Here is a 25,214-nt window from a genome sequence, read left to right on the forward strand (position 1 = left end):
GATGAAATTTTTAACATAACTTACAGATATTGTTCACTTTTTACACTGCAGCTTATTGAGTACCTTTGCATTCTGTAATTAAAAATATTCAATGGCTGTAGATATTTCAAGCGTAAATCCGAAGGAAAATATTATAATTAAGGGAGCGAAACTTCATAATTTAAAAAATATTGATGTTATCATCCCCCGCAACAAACTGGTTGTAATTACCGGGCTTTCCGGCTCGGGAAAATCCAGTTTGGCTTTTGACACTCTTTATGCGGAAGGCCAACGCCGGTATGTGGAAAGTTTATCTTCCTATGCCCGTCAATTTTTGGGGAGGTTGAATAAGCCGAAAGTGGATTATATAAAAGGGATTGCTCCTGCTATTGCCATTGAACAAAAAGTGAATTCTACCAATCCACGTTCAACCGTAGGTACTTCTACTGAAATTTACGATTACCTCAAATTGCTTTTTGCCAGGATTGGGAAAACATATTCTCCTGTTTCCGGGGATGAAGTGAAAAAAGATACTGTTACAGATGTTATCTCTTATATAAAACTCTTTCCTGAAGGTGAAAAATTGCTGCTCCTCTCCCCTGTTCATGTTGAAGAAGGAAGAACGCTGGAAGAAAAGCTGAAGGTTTTACTTCAACAGGGTTACAGCCGTATTAAAGTTAAAGATAAGGTAGTCCGAATCGATGAAGCCAATCTGTCCAAATTAAAGGAAAAAGATATTTCCCTGGTTGTGGACCGGATAGTTACCAAAGATGAGGAAGATTTTTATAACCGCCTGGCAGATGCCACCCAAACCGCATTTTTTGAGGGCAAAGGAGAATTGTTTATCGAAAGCCTTTCAGATGCTAAAACGAGACATTTCAGCAATAAATTTGAACTTGACGGAATTACTTTTCAGGAGCCAAACCCGCATCTTTTCAGCTTTAATAATCCGTATGGGGCATGTCCAAAATGTGAGGGTTACGGGGATGTAATAGGAATTGATGCAGATCTTGTGATTCCAAATACTGCTTTGTCTGTATATGAAAACGCCATATTTCCCTGGCGCGGGGAAAGTATGAGTTGGTATAGGGATCAATTGGTAAACAATTCTCATAAATTTGACTTCCCAATACATAAACCATTTTTCGAACTTTCTGAAGAACAGAAAGAATTGATATGGACAGGGAATGAGTATTTTGAAGGTCTCAATTCCTTTTTTGAATTTTTGGAATCCAAGGCATATAAAATTCAGAACCGGGTGATGCTTTCGAGGTATCGGGGGAAAACCAAATGTTCACTTTGCAAAGGCAAGCGACTTAGACCTGAAACCAATTATGTAAAAATTGGCGGAGCAACTATTACAGATCTCGTTGAAAAACCTTTGAATAAAGTTCGTGCCTTTTTTAAAGAGCTAACTTTAAATGAATATGATACTCAAATAGCAAAACGCCTGCTTACAGAGATTAGTAATCGTTTGCAGTTCCTTTCCAACGTAGGCTTAGATTATCTAACCTTGAACCGAAAATCCAACACACTTTCCGGCGGGGAATCCCAAAGGATCAACCTTGCTACTTCCCTGGGGAGTAGTTTAGTGGGTTCTATGTATATTCTGGACGAACCTTCTATAGGATTGCATCCGCGGGACACTAAAAGGCTTATTGAGGTTTTAAAGGATTTGCGGGATCTTGGAAATACAGTAATTGTGGTGGAGCATGATGAGGATATTATGAAAGCGGCCGATGAGATTATTGATATTGGTCCGGAAGCAGGAATTCACGGGGGAGAATTGGTAGCCCATGGATCCTACAAACAGATCCTGAAATCTAATTCCCTTACCGCGAAATATTTGAATAATACAATGCGTATCGAAGTTCCTAAAACCCGCCGTAACTCAAAACAATACGTCGAAATCTTTGGAGCACGGGAAAACAATTTAAAAAATATAGATGTAAAATTTCCTCTGGGAGTTTTTACCGCTGTTACCGGAGTTTCAGGAAGTGGAAAAAGCACCTTGGTTAAAAAGATTTTGTATCCTGCAATGCTTAAGGAAATTGGAGGTTTCGGAGAAAAGGCCGGGCAATTTTCTAAAATTGAAGGAAATTTTAAAGCGACAACTTCCATCGAGTTCGTAGATCAAAATCCAATTGGGCGTTCTTCGCGTTCCAATCCCGTTACTTATATTAAGGCCTATGATGATATCCGAAATTTATTCTCGAATCAAAAATTATCCGATATCAGGAATTTTAAGCCAAAACATTTCTCCTTCAACGTTGATGGTGGAAGATGTGAAACCTGCAAAGGGGAAGGTGAAGTAACCATAGAAATGCAATTCATGGCCGATGTGCATCTTGAATGTGAAACTTGTAATGGAAAACGCTTTAAAAAAGAAGTGTTGGAAGTGAAATTCGCTGAAAAGAATATCGATGACATTCTAAAAATGACAATTGATGAGGCTGTTGAATTCTTTAAAAATAATGGAGAGAAAAAGATCACCAATAAATTAAAGCCACTTCAGGATGTAGGTCTGGGATATGTGCAATTGGGACAAAGTTCCTCTACCCTATCTGGTGGAGAAGCACAACGAATAAAACTGGCCTCCTTCCTTGTAAAGGGAATTTCCAAAGATAAAGCCCTGTTTATTTTCGATGAACCAACTACAGGGTTGCATTTTCACGATATTCAGAAATTATTGAAATCCTTTAACGCCTTAATTGAAAAAGGACATTCCATCATTGTGATCGAACATAATATGGACCTTGTAAAATGTGCCGACTATGTTATTGATCTTGGTCTAGATGGCGGTGAAACAGGAGGCTATCTTATTGCTGACGGAACCCCTGAAGAAGTAGCTAAAAACAAAAAATCCTATACTGCCCCTTATTTAAAGGAACGTTTGTAATTATACACAGTTTCCTTGGGAAACAGGTTGAAGGTTCAATTCAGGATTTTGGCACGTACTTTGTATCTTTAGTAACAACAACAACAACGGCTTGAAAAAAGCCAATTTCTATTAATATTAAAGTCCGTCCAAATGAAAACCTTTACCCTCATATTCGCTTTTCTTTTTGTTGGAGTTACGGCTTCAGCAAATTCGGAAACATCCAGTTACTCCTCCCCTTTTAACTATGGAGAATCTTTCATATTCGTGGAAGGCGGAGTTGAGTTTTCAGTATATCCAAACGGAGAATTTGATTTCTATTACAATCCACAATTTGCGAGATCCCCTATTGGGAATATACCGCATCCCAATTCCAACATCAGTTATAATGCAGGATACAATTATGACCCCTATGTGCAATTTGATGATTTTGGGGCTGTGATCCAAATTGAAAATGTCCCTGTATATTATGATTACTACGGAAGGATAGTTCAGGCTGGAAATATTTTTATTAACTACAACAGTCGTGGGCAATTGGTACGATTAGGAAATATGCATATTCGATACAACCGGTTTAATCAACCCATTAATTATATTGGATATATAAATGCTTACAACCCACGTTATATCCATAGACCATGGCACAGGTATTATGTAAGACCACATCAGTCATACAGAGTGGTTTATTACGAGCCTTACAGAGCCTATTATGAACCTGCAAGATTAAGTTACATTCAGTACAACACGTATTATGAAACCAATAATGTAGTTGTTAGTAAAAACAATTTTTACAGACCTGGTCAAAATGTAGATTCTTATAATAATGGCAGAAGAACAGACACTCAAAGGCAAGTGAAGCCTCAAGTGAGATCTTCAGAAAACGTTACAAGGACCAATAGTTCAGAAATTGCCAGGTCAACACCGTCTGCTAGAGGCAGAAACAGTTCGGTTTCAGAATCGGAATTCACATCTGAAAGAGGAAGAATTCAATCCAGGAACAGCAACGTTGAAAGCAACAGAGAAACTGCGAATATAGAGAAGCATGAGGCTGCTGTGAGAGCAAATAGAATAAGCAATTCAAATACTTCAGCAAGAGGAACAAGTTCCGCACAAAGAAGTAATAATGTGATTGAGAATAAAGCTGCTGTAACACCACGACGAGATAGTTCAGTAAGAACAACAAGATCAACGGTTGAAAGAAGAGCAAATCAGCCCGCTGTGCAAAGCAGACAAAATAATGTTAGAACAAGTACCCCTCGAAGAAGTAGTAGTGTACAACGTACCCAAAATGTTCCAAGTACATCAAACGTTCAATCCCGAAGAAGCTCTGCGAGATCAAATGAAGCGAAGGTTACAACAGGGAGTTCTGCGGAAGTAAGGAGTAACTCAAGAGGAAGAGACTAAAATCCTCATAATTTAATTTTTTGGTTGGTTAGTTAGAAATCCTCCAATGGCGATTCATACGGATCCCTTGGGGGTTTTCGATTTTATATATTTTTTCGTTTCAGGTATTTAGATACCATTAGAGTAACATCTTCAGAGAAATTAAATTTTAAGGCTACAACCAAATAAATAACCGAGACTATTCCCGATTTTAAAATGATATTGATAATTGGATGAAATCCAAACTCCCAAAAATAAAATCCGAGAATTAGCAAGGCGGAAAAAAGCAGGATATAAAGTGTCTTCAGGGAAAATGGATGCATTTTAAATTTGCTGAGTACGATGAAGATCTTGGATGTATTATAGATAAAGAACGCCAGAAAGGTTGCCATCGCAGCGCCGAAAATTCCAAATTCGGGGATTAACAACAAGTTAAAAACAAAAGCCAGGATTGCCAGAAAAACTCCAAAGACCAGAACCAGCCGGTAATAATCTGAGTTAAAAAGAATACTATTATTGTTCCCCAACATATTATCATATAATTTCACCAGGGAAATAAGCAATACAATCACGGTACTTATTTGATATTCCTCTGGAATAAGCCTGTAAAGTTGATTGAGATTTACAAGTATTAAAATAAAAATGATCGCGCTCACCACCAATAGACTTAGGGAACTGCGTTTGTAAAGATCGGCAAGGCCGGTTTTGTCTTTTTCGTTCAACATACTCGCCGTAAGTGGATGTATGATTTGGTGCATTGCTTTTTGAGGCACAGATATAACTGTAGCGATATAAACCGCGATTCCATAGACCGCGACTTCTCCAATGGGCAAATAATATTCTATCATCACTTTATCAAGGTCCAACAAAATTACCGCAACGGAACCGGCGATTAAAATCAACCCGGAATATTTTAATACAGATCTTATATTATTTGGAAGCGCAAAACTGAATTTAGGCATGTACAATGAAAAAGCATAAACCTGCATCGCTATAGCCCTTACAATAAAAACTCCTGCCATCGCATAAATAAACTGATTCACGCTAATCAATGAAAAATATACAGCTAACAACAACAACGTGATACAAATCCTGTGAAAAACCTCCTTCATGACATTTCCAAAAACGCTTTGGAAATTAACCTTGGACCAGGCAAAAAACACTTCGAAATAAGCGGTAGCAAAAGCAATGACAAAGATTAGCCAGATGTATGGTTGCACAAGATCATTGCCCGAGCCAAAATAATTAAGCAACAAATCATAACTTAAAAACCCAATGATGCCAAGAACTACAGAAACTCCTATTGGCAATATTAAAATCAAATTAAGCAGTTTATCGCGATCGGGTCTGGTTTTATAGGAAGAGTAGAATTTTACAAGGGTATTATGAACTCCAAAAGCCATCAATGGCCAGATAAGGTTCGCTGCAGAAAGCAGGAAACTCACCAACCCGTAATATTCCTTCTCAAGAAAATAAGTGAATAAAAACAAGGTATTGATCGCTCCTATTCCAAATCCGAAATAGGTAGTGACCATATTTTTAAAAGATTGATTTAAAATTATACCCATTAGTTTTTATTGGTGTAGCAATTCTGCTAATTTTTGGGTTAGATTTTCTCGGCTGTATTTTTCGATGTTTTTTGAATCAGATCTTAAAGCATCTTTTTTATATAATTCATAATATGCCCGGATCCTGAATTTCAGGTTTTCCATTTCCCGGTAATTAAAATAATTACCGGATCCGGTCTCCTGTAAAATCTTCTCCACGTCCCATTTTTCTGGTCCCAATGCTAAAACAGGGCGTTTTGCTGCCATATATTCAAAAAGTTTACCGGGAATAATCCCACGGGTTTCCTCGCTGTTTATTTCAACCAATAGCAAGACCTGAGAGCTTCCTTGAATCTTTAGAGCTTCAGGATGAGAAACATATCCTATGAGCTCAAGATGTTCCTGTAAGCCTGATTTTTTTATGGAATAAACCACTTCATCACTTACAGCACCCACCAGCTTTAACCTGAAATCTTTGGCAAAATGAACATCTTCCTTTACAAGTTCTCCCAGTACAAGCCATAAATTCTTTGGATCTCGTCCAGAGAGCAATGAACCTATATGTGAGATGGTGAATTTTTCATCCAGTTTCACTTCTGCAGGCGAAAAAACATCATATCCGTTGGTGATCACGGTTATTGGTTTACCGGTGATTTTTTCAAATTCGGCTTTTGTTGTAAAACTGGTGGTAATAATATCTGAAGCTTTTTTAAGCACCTTTTCTTCCATTTTTTTATGTTTAATTTCAGAAGTCTCGGTTAATTTAAGCTTTTTATGATATCCTATACTGGTCCAGGGATCACGAAAATCGGCTATCCATCTTAGCTTATGTTTTTCCTTTAATCCAAGACCTATTAAATGAACGCTATGTGGCGGCCCGGTAGTTATGATGGTATCTATATTATTCTTCTGAATATAATTTGAAAGAAATTTAATGGAAGGTTTCACCCAAAATTTTCTTGCATCGGGAATGAAAAAATTGCCTCGTATAAACAACAGAAGCTTCTGTAGAAAACTTTGTTCTTTTTCATCGGTAATTATCCCTGAACTGATAGTTGTTGTTTGCTTTTTAGAGAAAATACCAGCCAGAGAATAAGGTTCAAAAATCCTCTTTTTCAGGATGGTTATATCTTTTGGTATTTCTTCATTAAGAGATTCATCCACCAATGGATAATCCGGATTTTTAGGAATATAAACAACGGGCTCTATATCAAAATCCCTTAGATACTTCACAAATTTTAACCATCGCTGTACTCCGGGTCCTCCGGCAGGAGGCCAATAGTATGTAATGATAAGTACTTTTTTCATCTGTTTATTCTATTGTCTTAGCGGACGTATGTAACATCCATATAATCCTACAACTGTGTGAGAAAATTTTCCTACTAGATGTTTCATATAGGCCTATTCTAAATCTTCCAAAAACAGCAAGAGCACTTATTTTCTCTTATACTTATAAAACAGACCGCCAAGTAAAAGTAGTCCTAATAAAATTGAAGCTGAAAGTGAAATTATGCTTCCGGTTTTAACTACTTCAGGTTCAAATTCAAACCTTATCTCATGTTCCCCGGCAGGAATCATCATCCCTCTTAGAACATAATTCAGCCTAAAATGAACACTTTCCTTTCCATCTATAAAAGTTTTCCAGCCATTGGGATAATATATTTCTGAAAATACCGCTAATTGTTCTTTAGATGATTTGGATTTGTAAACCAATTCATTGGGTTGCTGGCTAATAAGTTCTATTGCTGCTGAAGGGTCTGCCTCAAGCTCCGAAGGCACCAAATTCTTATGTTCCACATGGACCACCGCTACAGAATCCAGTTTAGTTTCACCAAGGCTTAGGATAGCTTCATTAGGATTTTCGACCCATTTTACCTTATTCACAAACCAGGCATTTCCGAAAGCTTCTGGATTTTGTTGCGCCTGCACCCCTTCTTCCGTAGGAATAATAAAATATTTTACATTGAGCATATTTAAGATCTCCATGTTATTCCTGGAGATATAAAAATCAAATAACTCCTGAATTCTACCCGGCTTGGCAGCGTGATATCCACCTATTGAATTATGAAAATACGAGGTTCTTCCAGTATTAAATGGACTTTCTGCCAGATCAAAAACCCTGAAATGTCCGGGATCCTGAAGAATTTGTGCATCTGCAGCTGTTTGCTGAAAAGGTTGGTTCATCGCTCTTGCAGCTACAAAATCATCATTGTTCACATATCTTCTATCCACCGGGATTAAATCGGCTAAAATTAACAGAACAAAGCCCATGATCACTAAGTTTTTATTCGCTTTTTGTTTAATATACAGCCATATAAGCGTAGCAGAAAGAAGTACAAATACAAGTGATCTTATCGTATCTGCGTTAAAAATAGCTCTTCTGTCATCTTTAAGTGCGCGAACAAATTCTGCGCCCATTTGCTCCATATATACAGCATCATTCCCACCGCTAAAATTAAATAAAGCCGATTTAAAGACAAGGAAAAGCAAAGCAATCCCGCCAGTAATAATAGTTGCCCATTTTAAAGCATATTGTTTTTCTTCGGTTTTTTCAAATTCATTGAATAATTTATATAGTCCGAAAATGGCTAATATGGGTATGCATAATTCTATAAGTACCTGAATAGATGAAACCGCCCGGAATTTGTCGTAAAGGGGTACATAATCGATAAAAAATTCGGTAAAAAACAAGAAGTTTTTACCCCAGGATAATAGCAAAGCCAGAATAGTTCCACCAACAATCCACCATTTCAACCGATCTTTTATAAGAAATAAAGCAAATACAAAAAGAAACAAAACTGTTGCCCCTATGTATGCGGGAGCACCTACAAAAGGTTGATCGCCCCAATATGTGGGTGCATTTTTCGCAAAATCACGAGCCTGAACCGGTGAAGCTCCCATTTTAATGAGTTGTAGATACATTTGAGAATCTTCTCCCAGTTCTTCTGAACTGGATCCACCCATGAATCTTGGAATAAAAAGGTTGAAACTTTCCAGTATTCCATAGCTATATTCAGTGATATATTCAAAACTTAACCCATCCGATTTTTGATCGGTTCCTTCAGCAGTAATAGTTAAACCTGTATCTCCCCTGGTGCTAAATGCAGCATATTCCTGAGTAGCCAAAAGATTAGTAGCATTTGTGGCAATTGCCAGAATAACGGCGATTACCATGACCCCTAATGCTTTAAAATAATGTGGTAATTGTTTCTTGCGATAGGCATCTATTAAATATGCAACCCCTAAAACTAGAAGCAATAACAATAAGTAATAGGTCATCTGGAAGTGGTTTGCACCAATTTCCAGGGCCATGGCAAGTGACAGCAGGAGAAATCCGGATATATAATTGCTTCTAAAGCACAGGATAATTCCTGCCAGAACCATTGGCATATAAGCAATTGCGTGAGCTTTGGCGTTGTGTCCAACTCCAAGTATTATGATAAGATAGGTTGAAAACCCAAAGGCCAGCGCTCCCAAAAAAGCCAGCTTATAATCCAGCCTCAAGGTTAATAGCAGGATATAGAACCCTATAAAATAAAGGAAGAGATAATCTGCCGGCCTTGGCAAAAACCTCAGTACCGAATCTATTTTTTTGATATAGTTGTGTGGGTAGTTTGCACCGAGCTGGTAGGTTGGCATTCCTCCAAAGGCCGCATCTGTCCAGTAAGGCTCCTCTCCTGTTTCTGCCCGAAAATCATTTTGCTCTTTTGCCATCCCGATATACTGAACGATATCGCTTTGAAAAATTTCCTTGCCCTGAAGAACGGGATTGAAATATGCCAAAGAAAGAAAAACAAATCCTAAAACAACTAAAATGTGTGGGAGAATACTTTTAAGAGACCTAATCATTATGAAGTTTTTGTTAGGTCTGAAAATTAATCAATTTCTTCGTAATCGATATACTCTCCAACGTTTTTATTGGATTTCCCGGGGTTTTTTGGTTTTTTCTCAATGACAACCTCTCCTTCCTTTTTCTTTCCAGATGGAGGTTGCTGATTGAATTGTTGCTGGAATTTATTTCCCACTTTGGTTAAAAAGTATTTCAAAATAATAGGACCAAAAAATCGTATCAAAATCTTGAATCCGAAATAGATCAATAAAATGATCAAAATAGTTTTTAGAATACTTTGAAATGAAGCTTCGTGCATTTTTCTTCAGTTTGTGCAAAATTACTATTATAGCCGGACAAATTCCACTTATATCTCCTAAAAAATTAATAAAATCTTCTATATTTGAAGCAACAAATCTTCGTAAATGAAATTCTTTCAACGTACTTTAATAATCTCCCTTGTGTTCTTAACCGGTACACAAATTTCTCAGGCACAATACACCGAAACGATTAATTCTAACCGGCCGGGAGCTTCCCAGGGAGCCTTTTCTGTGGGCACAGGAGTCTTACAACTTGAAGGAGGCGGTTATCTTGGTAATGATACGCATTCCCTTCGGGGAACAGATACCGACATTTTGGGGGCAGAGTACGCTTTGCGATACGGGCTGTTTTTTGAAGCCCTGGAAATAAGCTTAATAGGATCTTTTGAAGATCAGTCTACCTTGATAAGAATTGGCGGACAGGATCGGGAATTTAACCAGAGCAATTTCAAAACCAACACCTTAGGAGTAAAATATTTAATCTTTGATCCTGCCCGCAGCATTGAGCCGGATGAACCAAATTTATACAGCTGGAAAGCCAACCAAAGATTTAAGTGGAAAACATTAATCCCGGCAATAGCTGTATATGCAGGTGCAAATTTCACTTTTGATGATAATCCTTTTAGGTTTGAAGGGGAATCCAAAATAACTCCCAAATTTGCACTTTCCACACAAAATAATTGGAGAGGTGGATGGGTTTTGGTCACCAATATCATTTTAGATAAAATCTCGGAAGTAACGCCTACCTATGCTGGAATAGTAACACTTACACACGCATTTACTCCAAAATTTGCCGGTTTTTTAGAGTACCAGGGAATTATAAGCGATGTATATGCAGATGATCTTGCACGCACCGGAGTTGCATATTTATTTGGAGATGATTTCCAGCTAGATGTCTCCGGATTGATCAATTTTAAAAATACCCCTGACAGGTGGCAGGTTGCCGCCGGTTTTTCGTATAGATTCGATATGCACAAAACCGATGAATTTCTGGATGATTCCTATGAAGGTGACCGAAGAAGAAAACGTACCGAAGAGATTCAGGGAGAACCCGAAATAGATAATTAATGATCCTTCCGGAAGGAAATCAATAAAATAAAAAATCCGCTGAAGTAGCGGATTTTTTATTTTTTATAGTTCTGTTCTGGAACATTTATTCATTTGCAGCTGCAGCAACAGATGCTGAAAGCCTTTTATAAGTTCCATTTTCCAATCGCTCCCGGATAGCAGAAAAAGCTATGAGGGTTTGATCTATATCATCGAAGGTATGAGTTGCTGTTGGGATCATTCTTAATAAGATTAATCCTTTTGGAATTACAGGATACACAACTATAGAACAAAATACTCCATGATTCTCGCGTAAGTCTTTCACGAGCGCCATAGCTTCAGGAATACTACCTTTTAAATATACCGGAGTTACACAACTTTGCGTAGTACCAATATCAAACCCACGGTCTTTCAATCCGCTTTGAAGGGCATTCACATTTTCCCATAGTTTTGCTTTTAATTCCGGCATGGTACGAAGCATATCCAGTCTTTTTAAAGCTCCAACCACCAATTGCATTTGTAGTGATTTGGCGAACATCTGGGATCTTAAATTGTATTTTAGATAATCCATGATTTCTTTGTCCCCTGCTATAAACGCTCCTGTACTTGCAAGAGATTTAGCAAAGGTTGCAAAATAAACATCAATTTCATCCTGCACGCCCTGCTCCTCACCTGCACCAGCTCCTGTAGCACCAAGGGTTCCGAATCCATGGGCATCATCCACGAAAAACCTGAAATTATATTTTTCTTTTAGGGCTACTATTTCTTTTAGTTTTCCCTGTTCACCCCGCATTCCAAAAACACCTTCAGAAATAAGAAGAATCCCTCCACCGGTTTGTTCGCATATTTTGGTAGCACGCTCAAGATTCTTCTCGATGCTTTCCATATCATTATGCTTATAGGTAAAACGCTGGCCTACGTGTAGTCTCACCCCATCTATGATGCAGGCGTGAGCATCCATATCGTATACAATAACATCTGCTTTAGAAACCAGTGCATCAATGGTGGAAACCATTCCCTGGTATCCGAAATTCAACAAATATGCTGCCTGTTTATTTACAAAAGATGCCAGTTCTTCCTGTAATTTTTCATGCAAATCTGTATGACCACTCATCATTCTGGCTCCCATAGGATACGCCGATCCATAATCTGCGGCCGCTTCAGCATCAACCTTCCTGACTTCAGGATGATTTGCCAGTCCCAGGTAGTCATTAATACTCCAGGTGATCACTTCCTTTCCGCGAAATTTCATCCGGTTTGAAATAGGCCCCTCCAGCTTGGGAAACACAAAATATCCTTCAGCAAATTCGGCCCATTTACCTAATGGACCTTTATCTTTATAAATTTTATCAAATAAATCTCTCATAGATCTTTTAATTAAAAGCCGTAAAATTACTTAAATACAACTCGTTTTTTAAACTAATAATCCTTTATCTTCAATTGCATTATAGAAAAACATCCTCTTATAAAAGGATGTTTTTCTATAATGATATCTGGGAAAAACACCTCAATTATTTTATGAATTCAATTTGATTGGCGTCTACCTCGTTTTTAGTGTCAAAAAATCCCTGAGCGGTCATCCATTCATCGCTGAATACCTTGCTCATATATCGGGAACCATGATCCGGAAAAATTATTACGACATTGCTATTGGCATTAAATTCCCCTTCCTGGTTTAATTGTTTTACTCCCTGCATTGCGGCACCGCTGGTATATCCAACAAACATGCCTTCGGTTTTGGCCAGCTCCCTTGCCGTATGTGCACTTTCTTCATCCGTAACTTTTACAAACTTATCAATGACATCAAAATCTGTCGCAGTAGGGATTAGATTCTTACCTAAACCTTCAATGCGATATGGATAAATCTCTTCAGAATCGAATTCGCGGGTTTCGTGATATTTTTTAAGAACAGATCCAAAAGCATCTATTCCAATAATCCTAATCCCGGGATTTTGTTCTTTTAAATATCTTGCAGTTCCGGAAATTGTTCCTCCAGTTCCACTACAAGCCACCAAATGGGTGATCTTTCCTTCGGTTTGTTTCCATATTTCAGGACCTGTGGAATTGTAATGGGCGTCCATATTCAACTCATTGAAATACTGGTTGATATAGACAGAACCTTTTGTTTCTTCATGCAGTCTTTTAGCAACCTGATAATAAGAACGAGGATCGTCTGCAGAAACATTTGCCGGACAAACGTATACCTTCGCCCCCATTGTTTTCAACATATCTATCTTATCCTGGGAAGATTTTGAACTTACAGCAAGAATACATTCGTATCCTTTTATGATGCTAACCATTGCAATGCTAAAACCCGTATTTCCTGAAGTTGTTTCAACGATGGTATCACCGGGTTTTAAAATTCCCGCACGCTCCGCCTCCTCAATAATATATAGTGCTATACGATCTTTGGTGGAGTGTCCCGGATTAAAGGCTTCTGCTTTTGCATAAAAATTACCTTTAAATTCTTTTGTAATGGTATTTAAATGTATCAACGGGGTGTTCCCTATAAGTTGCAATACATTGTCGTACACCTTTATTTCTTCTTTCATAAATGAAGTTCTTTTACAATCTTCTGCTTTCTGAAAATTCTAAAATTAGTTAAATTAAGCTTAATTTTAAAACCTGTCAAAGTTAGTGAAATATTTGAATTATTCAGTAATTCCTTCAAGGTCTAATAAAAATGCATATTCTTCAGCTACTTCTTTCAATGCTTCAAACCTTCCTGAAGCTCCACCATGACCGGCTTCCATATTGGTATGAAGCAGTAAAATATTATCGTCCATTTTAAAATCCCTCAATTTTGCAACCCATTTAGCGGGTTCCCAATATTGCACCTGTGAATCATGTAAACCTGTTGTAATAAGCATATTTGGATAATCCTGCCGCTTTACATTGTCGTACGGGGAATACGATAGCATATAATCATAATATTCTTTATTATTTGGATTTCCCCATTCATCGTACTCTCCAGTGGTTAAGGGAATGCTTTCATCCAACATCGTAGTGATAACATCTACGAATGGAACCGCTGCGATCACCCCGTTGTAGAGTTCGGGAGCCATATTTACTACCACCCCCATCAACAACCCACCAGCAGAACCTCCCATCGCATATAAGTGCTCCGATGAGGTGTAATTTTGCGCTATTAAATACTTTGAAACATCGATATAATCTGTAAACGTGTTTTTCTTTTTCAGAAGCTTTCCATCTTCATACCAGGTTCTTCCCAAATATTCCCCTCCGCGAATATGTGCGATGGCATAAATAAATCCGCGATCCAGCAGGCTCAAACGTGCAGTAGAAAAATATGGGTCAATAGTAGAACCATAAGAACCATATGCATATTGCAGTAAAGGATTCTTTCCATCCTTTTTAATATCCTTTCTATAAATAATAGAAACAGGAATTTTTGTCCCATCTTCTGCCGTTGCCCAAATGCGTTCTGAAGTATAATTATCCTTGTCAAAGTTCCCTCCTAAAACTTCCTGCTCCTTTAAAATTGTTTTTTCTTTTGTGGCCATATTAAAATCAACCACCGATGTAGGAGTATTCAGGGAGTTATAGGTATATCTTAAAATATTTGTGTCAAAATCTGGGTTTATACTCGTATATGCGGTGTAGGTTTCATTGTCAAATGGTAAATAATAACTTTTATTGGTATCCCACCTGGTGATCTTAATTTTATTCAATCCGTTGTGCCGTTCACTTACCACAAGGTAATCTTTAAAAATATCAAGATCTTCAAGCAAATAATCATCCCTATGCGGAATAACCTCCAGCCAGTTTTCTTTTTCGGTTTTATCAACCAGGGTTTTCATCAATTTAAAATTGGTGGCACCATCTTTATTGGTGAGTACATAAAAATAATCTTCAAAATGACTAATCCCATATTCCAAACCTCTTTCCCTTGGTTGGAAAATTTTAAATTCCCCTTCAGGGGTATCGGCATTTAAAATTCTGTATTCACTTGTAAGCGTACTAGCTGACCCGATAATCAGGTATTTTTTAGATTTTGATTTGTAGATATAGGTGTTAAAGGTTTCATCTTTTTCCTCAAAAACCAACTGATCATTTGAAGGATTAGTCCCTAAAATATGTTTGAATATTTGATTTGATCTCAACGTTTGATCATCTTTCTTGGTATAATAAAGTGTTTTATTATCATTTGCCCAGGTAGATCCTCCGGTTGTGGTTTCAATTTTTAGCGGAAGAATCTCCCCTGTTTCCAGGTTTTTTATCTGAATGGTATATTTTCTACGGCTTAAAGTATCCACGCCAAAAGCTATAAGTTTATTATCCGGGCTTACATTTAATCCACCAAGGCTGTAATAATCATAACCTTCTGCCATTTCATTTACATCAAACAGAATTTCTTCAGCCGCATCAAGAGATTCTTTCTTTCGGGAATATATGGGATAATCTTTTCCCTTTTCAAAGCGTGTTAAATACCAATATCCGTTTAATTTATAAGGGACAGATTTGTCATCCTCTTTAATTCTGCTTTTCATTTCATTAAAAAGCTTCGTTTGAAACTCTTTAGTGTGAGCGGTCATTTTCTCATTATACTCATTTTCGCTATTTAGATAGCTTATAACCTGAGGATCTTCCCGGTTATTCATCCAATAGTAATCATCTATCCTAACTTGATCATGAGCCTTAAGCTCTTTGGTTATTTTAATCGCTTCGGGAGGTGTGATTTCTTTTTTCAATACATTATGGTTTTGCGCGGTTACAAAGGTAAAACTTCCCAATAGAATAAATAATACTGTTTTCATCTGTTTTTTTATTGTTTTAGTGGACATAGATAACATCCGTACAATCATTCCTTTGTGTGAGAAAATTTTCCTAATGGATGTTTCATAATAACTTTTATAAGGACCTAATTTAGTAAATTTGTATTTAACTTTTTAAAAACAGGAAATTATGTTTGGAGATATGATGGGAATGATGAATAAGCTTAAGGAAACCCAGGAAAAAGTAGAAGCTACAAAAGAGCGAATGAAATCTGTTCTTATAGATGAGCAGTCCGGGGATGGTCTATTAAAAATAACCATAACTGCTGCCCGTGAGATCAAAAACATTTCTATTGCAGATGAACTAATGGAAGATAAAGACCAACTGGAAGACTATCTTGTTTTAACTTTAAATAAAGCGATCAAAAGAGCTTCCGATATCAACGAAGCTGAACTTGCTGCTGTGGCTAAGGATGGAATGCCGGACATTCCTGGTTTAGACCAGTTTAAATAAGATTTTGTTTGGATAAAATATTTTTAGACCTCACAGGTTTTTGAAACCTGTGAGGTCTTTTTTTATTTACGCCTCCCCTCTGGCAGGATAATCTTTATCCAATAGAAAATCAATAGCTTTTAGCAATTCATCAAACTTTGGCCTGGCAAAAGGCATCGTTTGAATAGAAGCGGAATAAAGTGTATTATCTGGTTTTATAAGGAACAATCCGGGCTCAAAGAAAACTTCCGGTTCATCATTAATTCCTTCAGAAACATATAAATCCCATTTTCTGGCGTCTTCGGTATTAAAATCATAGCCTATGGTAAGATTATCCACTTCCCATTCCTTAACCGTCTTTTCTGCCAGGGATTGATTATTAGCACTAATACAAATCACATTCACTCCCCTTTCCCTAAAATCTTCAATCTTTTTATTCAATTCCTGCAAATACGATTTACAAACCGGGCAATGTAATCCACGATAAAAAATAACCATCGTAAAATTCTCCGGCCTTTGGTCGCGTAAATTCCATTGTATTCCGCTAGTGGTTTCTACTATTAATCTTGGTACTTCTTTTCTGGGCAATACATTTTTCATAATTACAATTTTTTGGTTTTTTGTAAATTATAAAAATTAGCCGCCGGGGAAGGTTAAAAGCTTAATAAGCTTTGGTTAAACTTTTCCAATCTGACTACAATTTAATTTCCTGAAGCGTTTTTAAGAATTTTTGGTGCATTTCTTCGGAATAATCCAAATGCGTAACGATTCTCAATTTCCCATGCCCCATATTACTTATTCTTATGTTCTCCTTTTGAAGCTGTTTCATAAATTTCTCCTCATTCGAAAGATCCTGAAGATAGAATATTACGATGTTTGTTTCAACAGACTCAACCATCCCAACATAAGCCCGATCACTTAGTACCTCTCCAATTTCTGAAGCTCTTTTATGATCTATAGAAAGACGCTCCACGTGATGGTCCAGAGCATAGATCCCGGCCACAGCCATAAATCCTACCTGACGCATTCCACCTCCAAGCACTTTTCTTACCCGGATGGCATTTTTCATCAACTTCTTATCCCCAATAAGTACAGATCCCATAGGCGTTCCCAAACCTTTGGACAAACAAACCGAAATAGTGTCGAACAATTTTCCGTAATCCTTTGCCGATTCATTTTTAGCTACCAAAGCATTAAATAAACGCGCTCCATCAAGATGCAATCCTAAGTTGTGCTTGTTGCAAACTTTTCTCACTTTTTTAATTTCTTCCAGATCATAACAGGCTCCGCCACCTTTATTGGTAGTGTTTTCTAGACAAACCAAACTGGTTAACGGACTGTGATAAAAATCTGGGGGATTGATATTTTCTTCAACCTGCTCTGCCGTGATCATTCCTCTAACCCCATCTACCAATTTGCAGGAAACCCCGCTGTTGAATGAAACTCCTCCTCCTTCATAATTATACACATGAGCCCATTTATCGCATATTAACTGCTCTGCGGGTTGTGTGTGCAATTTTATCGCTGCCTGGTTAGCCATGCTTCCGGTTGGAAAAAATAAGGCTTCATCTTTCCCGAACATTTTTGCAAGCTTTTCTTCCAGTGCGTTTACACTGGGATCTTCTTTATAAACATCATCACCTACTTTGGCCGACATAATCACCTTCAACATTTCTTTGGTAGGACGGGTAACTGTATCGCTTCTTAAATCTATTTCCTGTTTCATATGTAGCTATTTTTTGTTTTTTAATGGGCCCCTTATATTTTCAAGGACCTTAAGGGATTTTATCAATCACACATAAAAGATCCAATGGGAGAACCATCAGGAATTTGAGGTGCCGTTGGAAAAGCTTTGAATTCTGCTGGGTTTTTCCTGAAATCACGAATCTCAAGAAGCATTTGCCTGTAAAAAGATTCCTTTTTGCCTTCCAGCAATGTTTCCAGGTCGCTTATCACAGCGTTAACTTCTGCTTTTACCTGTGCGGTTGCATCTTTGTGAACTGCCAGATTCATTAAATATTGAAGCACATTATAATTGACGGTATTTTGAACTTCCTGTAAATACATGTCTTTTTGTGCAGTTCCTATTGTTTTTGAGATCAATTCTTTTAATACTTTGCTCAAGCCGGGCAGATCATTATCTACCGCTTTTTGCTGCACCAAACGGGCAGCTCTTTCCGGATGTAATAACAAACTCAGGGTAAGATCACTTGCGGTTCCTGCAGCTCCAAAAGCATCGAAAGCAACACCTGTATTGCTTTTAAAGGACTCCCTGGACCTGGAATATCCATAAGCCCGCGGAGGGAATAGTTCCAATTTAGTTTTAGGTATCGCCAGTTGTTCTGCTTTTAAGGTTTGTAAAACCGCGTTTAATGCTTCTTCCTGCATTTTTGGTGACAACAATTCTACTACCTTTTGATCTCCGCCCTTTACAGCATAACTGTAATCCAGTCCGCCAATAAGTTTTACTGCAGCTTCGGTTTGATACCGATGAAGGAAATAAAGCGGTACAAAAACATCTTCTAAAACAGAATATGGCTCTCCCACCCTAAAATTATCTTCAGAAAAATTAGAGATAGCCAGTTTCCTCACCTCCAAAATCCGGTTCAATTCTTCGGCGGCATTTTTTCCATTATCCCATAAATGAGCCTTCACATGAGCACCACCGGCAGCTCTTGCATCACTGTCACTAATAAACTGAAGACCCACTTCATTCGCTTCAGCCAACACAGCATTCAAAAATTCCTTTTCTGAAGAGACCTCCGGAATATCTGCGTAACTGTATTTCACCGTAATCTTGTCCCATGCGCCTATTCCTGAGTCATAGGCGTTATCAAGAGAAATCTCACCATTTTCTAGAGTTATTTTTGGGTGTGGATAATCCATTACCGAAGCATCTTGATTTGCACTGGCAGCAAAATTATGTGTAAATCCAATGGTATGACCAACCTCATGTGCGGAGAGTTGACGTATTCTTGCAACGGCCATATCCATCATTCTTTGATGATCATCATCCCGCTCTGTAAAAGGCTTATTAAGTAATGCCTGGGCGATCAAAAAATCCTGACGTATCCTTAAGCTTCCCAAGCTTACGTGACCTTTAATAATCTCGCCGGTTCTGGGATCAACCACGCTTGCGCCGTAACTCCAACCCCGGGTAGACCTGTGCACCCATTGAATTACATTGTATCTTACATCAAGCGGATCTGCCCCTTCCGGTAACATTTTTACCTGAAAAGCATTTTTGTATCCAATCGCTTCATAAGCCTCATCCCACCATTTTGCTCCTTCCAGCAAAGCGCTTTTAACAGGTTCTGGTGTTCCGGGATCCAAATAATATATAATTGGCTCTATTGCTTCACTAAAAGTAGCGGTAGGATCTTTTTTTTCGAGCCTATGACGGATGATATACCGTTTTTCTATAGGCTCAAAAACCGGACTTGAATAATCGTAATACGAAATATGAATAGCACCACTGCGAGGGTCAAAAACTCTTTTTTTATAGCCATTATCCGGCAATTGAACGAAGGAATGATGTTGATTTACTGTAATGCTTTTTGAATCCGGCAATACATTTCGAAGGGTTCCCGACTTAGCTTCCCCATCAAAGGTCAACATGGCTTCAAATTCCACATTTTGAGGAAAAGCTTTTGTTCTTTCAAGAGATAAAGCACTTTTAGATTTATTAATACTGAAATCCCCATGATTCCCGCTTTGAAGTCTACCAGAAACTCCGTGAGCATCTTCCATTAGAAATGGAGTAAAATCGATGATATAATTCCCGTTTTTTTCTTCTTTGATCTCAAAGCCATATAAAACGGATTTCGCGAATGCTTCCTCAACACTATTCCTTTCGAGGATATTATCCGTTTCTGCACGAAATTTCATATTAGGCTGCACTAAAAGCAATTTGTTTCCAGCCTTTTGAAATTTAACCAGGGCTTCATCGCCCAATTGCCCCCGGTCCAGTCCTACATCATTAGAACCAATCCCGCTGCTTAAAAAGCGAACATATAAAAATTCAAAATCCAGTTTATCAACTTCCAGGTAGATCTTATCTTCCTTTTCGGAATAATAGAAGTCAAAAAAGCCTTCGTATTTTTTTAGATCCTCTTTTTTATCAAGGATTTGAGCTGTTCCGTTAATAGAAATACTGAAGAACAGGAACATAGAGAAAAGTAGTTTCATCAAGTGTTATTTTAAGGAAGGCTAAAACTATAAATTTTTTGTAAAATAGTTTTAGGTGCGAGGGTTTAATTCTATTTTTACGTCAAATTAAATAAAAATATGGTCAATTCAGAACATATAAAGGATCTTAGGGATCGCCTGGTAGCGTTAAGGAGGTATCTTTGACGTTGATGCCAAACAAATAGAAATTTCCAATTTGGAAGAAAAAACCTATTCTCCTAATTTTTGGGACAACCCCAAAGAAGCAGAAGAATTAATGCGTGGGTTGAATTCTGAAAAGAAATGGGTAGACCAATACCTCAAAGCTGAGACTTTGGTGGATGACCTGGAAATTATCTACGAATTTTATAAGGAAAAGGAAGCTTCTGCGGAAGATGTGGATGCCCGGAACGAGCAGGCTGTTAACCTGATTGAAGAACTGGAGTTTAAAAACATGCTTTCAGAAGAAGGAGATGGTTTAAGCGCGGTACTTCAAATTACAGCCGGTGCTGGTGGTACCGAAAGTTGCGATTGGGCAGAAATGCTTATGAGGATGTATATGCGATGGGCAGAAAACAGAGGATTCAGTATTAAAGAGCTCAATTATCAATCAGGGGAAGTTGCTGGTATTAAAACCGTAACGCTGGAAATTGAAGGAGAATATGCTTTTGGATGGTTAAAAAGTGAAAACGGGGTACATAGATTGGTGCGAATTTCACCTTTTGACAGCAATGCAAAGCGCCATACCTCATTTGCTTCGGTATATGTATATCCACTGGTAGATGATTCTATAGAGATCGATATTAACCCTGCAGACATTTCATGGGAAACCATGAGATCCTCGGGCGCCGGTGGGCAAAATGTAAACAAAGTGGAAACCGCTGTACGTTTACGCCACGCTCCTTCAGGTATTGTAGTGGAAAATTCGGAAACCCGATCTCAATTGGAAAACAAAACCAAAGCTATGCAGTTGCTTAAAAGTCAGTTGTATGAAATTGAACTTCAAAAACAACAGGCGCAGCGCAGGGAAATTGAGGATTCTAAAATGAAAATTGAGTGGGGTTCCCAAATTAGGAATTATGTTATGCATCCCTATAAACTTGTTAAGGATGTAAGAACTGCAGAGGAAACCGGGAATGTAGAAGCCGTTATGGATGGCGATATAGATAGGTTTTTAAAAGCGTATCTTATGATGATGGGACAAAAACATGAAGATTGATCAAAACCTGAAAGAAAGTTTTAAGATTGATATTTATTGCTTATTTTCAAGCAGCAAAGTAAAAAGGTCTGAAATTTCAAGGAACCTTTAAGGAATAAATATTCCTACATTAAGAAAAGAGGAAACTACAACCTGTCAAAAAAAATAAATCTATGATGACAATTTACCACAATACAAGGTGTAAAAAATCCAGGGAGGGATTGGAAATGCTGGAAAATTCCGGGAAAGAATTTCGCGTAAGGGAAGATCTGAAAGAACCCTTATCAGAAAAGGAATTGAGTGATTTGCTGGAAAAGTTAACTATGACACCTATTCAATTAATACGCACAAAGGAAAGTATCTGGAAAGAAAAATTTCAGGATAAAGATCTTAACGATCAAGAATTAATAAATATAATGACAAAATATCCAAAGCTAATAGAGCGACCGATTATAGAGGGTAAAACCGCGGCGGTAATTGGCAGGCCTCTTGTCAATATTGAAAAATTTCTATAGAAATTTTTCAAATAAAAACTATAAATGACTACGTATGAAATTAGCATAACCAGAATTTGATAAAACAGCGATTAAGATATGCGAATTACATATGATTAATAACAAACGATAAAAAATCAACGTATGAAACTTAAAGATAGAATTTTACTTTTAGGCTTATCTTGTATTCTGGTTGGCGGTTTTGTGTATTCTCAAATATATATTCATAACAGAAACCGAAAGGAATTACTTGACATTGCGAGGGAAATCGCTTTTAACTGGAAGGAAAAGTTAGGCTTGAACCCGGAGCAAACTTCAGAACTGGTAGAAATAATCATTAAATTCACAATCTTCAAGAATGAAATCATAAACTCAGATAATCCAGAAAGTGAAAAAATAGCTAAGCTGCAAAAAATTCAGAGTAGGGAACATAAAAATCTGCTAAAAATATTAAGTGAGTCTCAGTTTGAAAATTATATTGGAATAAATAAAAAAATTCCTAATAAGATTATGGATTCACAATCAGTTTGATACCTCCTCCCGTTCAATAATTATTTTTCCTTTAACGATCTTTTAACGTACGTGGAATTAAACCATTCAGGCTTAATATTGTCAAAGGAATAAAGATTGCTATGACCATCAAAAAGTTCCTCCCCTTCAGTTTTTTACTGATTTTAATTTTTTGCCTTAATTTTTCAGCTTCAGCTCAATCCAAAAATTATTCAATTTCCGGAAAAGTTATTGACGATGATTTGGGTGTTCCATTGGAATATGCTACAATTTCTATTACAAAACCAAATGATGCCGATTTTATTGATGGTGGGGTTACAGATGTGGATGGGAATTTTTCAATCCCTGTGCCTTCTGGAACTTATAATATCAAAGTAGAATTCATCTCTTTTGAGAGTAAGAATTTTAACAATCGCCAGGTAAATTCAGATCTTAATCTTGGTACTATTGAGCTTGGATTTAGTTCTAACAGTTTGGATGAAGTTGTAGTGCGGGCAGAAACTACCGAGGTAGAAGTACGTCTGGACAAAAAAATACATAATATTGGTAAGGATCTTACCACTGCCGGAGGTACAGTAGCAGATGCTCTAAACAACGTGCCCTCTGTTACCGTAGATTTGGATGGTGGGATAAGCCTTAGGGGGAATCAAAACGTTCGAATTCTTATCAACGGAAAACCTTCAGCCCTTGCAGGATTTGGAGGCACCGATATACTTGGACAGTTGCCTGCAGAGGCTATTGAACGCGTGGAGGTGATCACATCTCCTTCAGCAAGATATGACGCCGAAGGTACTGCCGGTATTTTAAACATTATACTTAGGAAAGAAAACACACTTGGATTTAACGGTTCCGTAACCTTAAATGCAGGTTATCCAGATAACGCAGGGATTTCTACCAATTTGAATTACAGAACAGATAAATTTAATTTTTTCAACACCTCCGGATTTCGATATTTTGATGCTCCAGGAAATGGTTTTTTTGATACCCGGTACAATGAAAATAGCCGATCAGACTTCGAACGAATAGTTGAAGACAGGGAAATAACCAGATTAAACCGTGGATTTAATACCAATTTTGGAGTGGAATATTATGTTAACGATCAATCCTCACTTACCGCAAGCATATTTTTAAGAACAGGTGAAGATGAAGATGTCACTACAAATATTACAGATAATTACCTAAACGGGACTAAGGTCTTTGGGACCACACGAAGGGAAAATCAAATGGAGGAAGACAATAGCTTCCAGTTTGCTTTAAACTACATAAATAATCTTGATGATAAAGGACAAAAACTCACCGCCGATTTTCAATATGAAAAAGACAAGGAAACCCAGACCACTATTATTGGTGAAAATGAAGATTATAATACCATAGATTATGAACGATTTTTATTTGGAGAAAATATAAGCCAAAAGGAAACCCAGAATGAGTTTTTAATCCAGGCAGATTATGTACTTCCTTTTGGCGAGGATTCTCAATTTGAAGCAGGATACCGCGGGAATTTTGAAAACGAGGTAACAGATTATGCGATAAGACAAGAATCTGAAGATACCGGTGAATTAGTACTCAATGAGAATTTGACAAACATTTTTGATTATTCCGAAAATGTTCAGGCTCTTTATACCCAATATGGAACTAAATTTGGAGATTTTTCTTTTCTTTTGGGCTTAAGGCTGGAGAATACCAATTTAAAAGGAGAAATAGATTCAGAATTAACAGAAGAAGAACTTCAGGAAGAATTTGGCTTTCCTATAGATACTAATTTTGATAATAATTATTTAGGATTGTTTCCAACAGTGAATCTTATTTATGAACTTGCTGAACGGGAAAATATCACCTTAGGGTATAACAGAAGAATAAACAGGCCACGCGGTTGGTTTATCAATCCTTTTCCTTCCAGAAGTAGTGTAAACAACGTATTCCAGGGAAATCCAAATTTACAACCAGCGTTTTCCAATGCATTTGATCTTGGATATTTAAAGCGATGGGAAAAATTAACCCTAACTTCTTCTGTATATTATCAAAATGAAACAGATAGTTTCGAAAGAATAGAACAAAATATTGCGGGAACCAATGTAATTAGAACCATTCCTGTAAACCTTTCCAGCAATGAAAGGATTGGTGCTGAACTAGGGTTGCTTTACAATCCTGCTGAGTGGCTTCGACTAAATGGTAGTTTCAATTTTTTCCAATTTAATACTGAAGGTGAATTTAACGAGGTGGATTATAGCGCAGAGAATACCAGTTATTTTGCGCGTTTTAGCTCCAAGGTGAGTCTGCCTGCAGCTATAGACTGGCAAACAAATTTATTTTACCTTGGAGCTGCAGAAGGAGTTCAGGGAACCCAGGAAGGAATTTTATCAATAGACCTTGCCCTGAGCAAAGAATTATTTAATAAAAATGCTACCCTATCCTTTAATGTAAGGGATTTACTAAACAGTAGAAAAAGAGAATCATTTACCTCTACTACTACCTTTGACAGGTTTAGTGAATTCCAGTGGAGAGAACGGTCTTTTAACATTGCGTTCGTTTATAGATTCAATCAACAAAAAAGAGAACAGGATCGCAGAAGAGGTGAGAATGGAAATGGAGATGATAACGGTGGAGATTTTGAAGGATAAAAAAATTAGAAA

Annotated in this window: 18 protein-coding genes; 8 read left to right on the forward strand and 10 right to left on the reverse strand. The window is 37.4% G+C overall.

Annotated elements, in window-relative coordinates; translation table 11 throughout:
• Positions 1–91 precede the first annotated feature (91 nt).
• Together uvrA and GILLI_RS00655 are read left to right on the forward strand one after the other, a co-directional pair.
• A complete protein-coding gene (uvrA, locus tag GILLI_RS00650; RefSeq protein ID WP_006987184.1) occupies positions 92–2,878 on the forward strand; it encodes an excinuclease ABC subunit UvrA in 2,787 nt (928 codons plus the stop codon).
• 132 nt (positions 2,879–3,010) lie between these two features.
• Positions 3,011–4,261, forward strand: a complete 1,251-nt coding sequence (locus GILLI_RS00655; RefSeq protein ID WP_006987185.1) for a hypothetical protein — start codon at positions 3,011–3,013, stop codon at positions 4,259–4,261.
• An 83-nt stretch (positions 4,262–4,344) separates the two neighbouring features.
• Here GILLI_RS00655 and GILLI_RS00660 read toward each other — a convergent pair whose 3' ends face one another.
• The 4 genes from GILLI_RS00660 to GILLI_RS00675 form a co-directional block, all read right to left on the reverse strand.
• Positions 4,345–5,808, reverse strand: coding sequence for an oligosaccharide flippase family protein (locus tag GILLI_RS00660; RefSeq protein WP_006987186.1), 1,464 nt, complete (start codon positions 5,806–5,808; stop codon positions 4,345–4,347).
• 6 nt (positions 5,809–5,814) lie between these two features.
• Positions 5,815–7,095 (reverse strand): glycosyltransferase family protein, encoded by a 1,281-nt coding sequence (locus tag GILLI_RS00665; protein WP_006987187.1) that lies wholly within the window; start codon positions 7,093–7,095, stop codon positions 5,815–5,817.
• 126 nt (positions 7,096–7,221) lie between these two features.
• A complete protein-coding gene (locus GILLI_RS00670) occupies positions 7,222–9,636 on the reverse strand; it encodes a YfhO family protein (protein WP_006987188.1) in 2,415 nt (804 codons plus the stop codon).
• A 26-nt stretch (positions 9,637–9,662) separates the two neighbouring features.
• The gene (locus GILLI_RS00675) at positions 9,663–9,935 is read right to left on the reverse strand and encodes a DUF4834 family protein (protein WP_006987189.1); all 273 of its coding nucleotides are present in this window, start codon (positions 9,933–9,935) and stop codon (positions 9,663–9,665) included.
• A gap of 106 nt (positions 9,936–10,041) precedes the next feature.
• On the opposite strand from GILLI_RS00675, the gene GILLI_RS00680 reads away from it, so the two are divergent.
• The gene (locus GILLI_RS00680) at positions 10,042–11,004 is read left to right on the forward strand and encodes a transporter (RefSeq protein WP_006987190.1); all 963 of its coding nucleotides are present in this window, start codon (positions 10,042–10,044) and stop codon (positions 11,002–11,004) included.
• 85 nt (positions 11,005–11,089) lie between these two features.
• On the opposite strand, the gene capB is transcribed toward GILLI_RS00680, so the two are convergent.
• From capB to GILLI_RS00695, 3 genes are all read right to left on the reverse strand, one after another.
• Positions 11,090–12,349 (reverse strand): cysteate-C-fatty acyltransferase, encoded by a 1,260-nt coding sequence (capB, locus tag GILLI_RS00685; RefSeq protein WP_006987191.1) that lies wholly within the window; start codon positions 12,347–12,349, stop codon positions 11,090–11,092.
• A gap of 145 nt (positions 12,350–12,494) precedes the next feature.
• The gene (capA, locus tag GILLI_RS00690) at positions 12,495–13,535 is read right to left on the reverse strand and encodes a cysteate synthase (protein ID WP_006987192.1); all 1,041 of its coding nucleotides are present in this window, start codon (positions 13,533–13,535) and stop codon (positions 12,495–12,497) included.
• Between the two features lie 99 nt (positions 13,536–13,634).
• Positions 13,635–15,761 (reverse strand): S9 family peptidase, encoded by a 2,127-nt coding sequence (locus tag GILLI_RS00695; protein ID WP_006987193.1) that lies wholly within the window; start codon positions 15,759–15,761, stop codon positions 13,635–13,637.
• Between the two features lie 148 nt (positions 15,762–15,909).
• On the opposite strand from GILLI_RS00695, the gene GILLI_RS00700 reads away from it, so the two are divergent.
• The gene (locus GILLI_RS00700; protein WP_006987194.1) at positions 15,910–16,233 is read left to right on the forward strand and encodes a YbaB/EbfC family nucleoid-associated protein; all 324 of its coding nucleotides are present in this window, start codon (positions 15,910–15,912) and stop codon (positions 16,231–16,233) included.
• Positions 16,234–16,299: 66 nt separating this feature from the next.
• Here the strand turns inward: GILLI_RS00700 and GILLI_RS00705 are convergent, their stop codons facing one another.
• The 3 genes from GILLI_RS00705 to GILLI_RS00715 all read right to left on the reverse strand — a co-directional run bounded on the left by GILLI_RS00705 (position 16,300) and on the right by GILLI_RS00715 (position 20,400).
• A complete protein-coding gene (locus GILLI_RS00705; protein ID WP_006987195.1) occupies positions 16,300–16,812 on the reverse strand; it encodes a redoxin domain-containing protein in 513 nt (170 codons plus the stop codon).
• A gap of 94 nt (positions 16,813–16,906) precedes the next feature.
• Positions 16,907–17,938 carry a threonine aldolase family protein gene (locus tag GILLI_RS00710; RefSeq protein WP_006987196.1) on the reverse strand — a complete coding sequence of 344 codons (1,032 nt, stop codon included), beginning with the start codon at positions 17,936–17,938 and terminating at the stop codon, positions 16,907–16,909.
• 62 nt (positions 17,939–18,000) lie between these two features.
• Positions 18,001–20,400 carry a zinc-dependent metalloprotease gene (locus GILLI_RS00715; protein ID WP_006987197.1) on the reverse strand — a complete coding sequence of 800 codons (2,400 nt, stop codon included), beginning with the start codon at positions 20,398–20,400 and terminating at the stop codon, positions 18,001–18,003.
• A gap of 99 nt (positions 20,401–20,499) precedes the next feature.
• Here GILLI_RS00715 and prfB point away from each other — a divergent pair.
• From prfB to GILLI_RS00735, 4 genes are all read left to right on the forward strand, one after another.
• A protein-coding gene (gene prfB, locus GILLI_RS00720) for a peptide chain release factor 2 (protein ID WP_006987198.1) occupies positions 20,500–21,598 on the forward strand; the annotation gives its coding sequence in 2 pieces (ribosomal slippage) (positions 20,500–20,562 and positions 20,564–21,598; 1,098 coding nt in all).
• A 152-nt stretch (positions 21,599–21,750) separates the two neighbouring features.
• On the forward strand, positions 21,751–22,092 hold the full coding sequence (locus GILLI_RS00725; protein ID WP_006987199.1) for an arsenate reductase family protein: 342 nt from the start codon (positions 21,751–21,753) through the stop codon (positions 22,090–22,092).
• A 123-nt stretch (positions 22,093–22,215) separates the two neighbouring features.
• Positions 22,216–22,602 carry a hypothetical protein gene (locus GILLI_RS00730; RefSeq protein ID WP_006987200.1) on the forward strand — a complete coding sequence of 129 codons (387 nt, stop codon included), beginning with the start codon at positions 22,216–22,218 and terminating at the stop codon, positions 22,600–22,602.
• A gap of 101 nt (positions 22,603–22,703) precedes the next feature.
• Positions 22,704–25,202: a TonB-dependent receptor gene (locus GILLI_RS00735; RefSeq protein ID WP_006987201.1), complete on the forward strand. Its 2,499-nt coding sequence runs from the start codon at positions 22,704–22,706 to the stop codon at positions 25,200–25,202.
• The last annotated feature ends 12 nt before the right edge of the window (positions 25,203–25,214 follow it).

The sequence above is a fragment of the Gillisia limnaea DSM 15749 genome (genome assembly GCF_000243235.1).
Classification (GTDB): Bacteria; Bacteroidota; Bacteroidia; order Flavobacteriales; family Flavobacteriaceae; genus Gillisia; species Gillisia limnaea.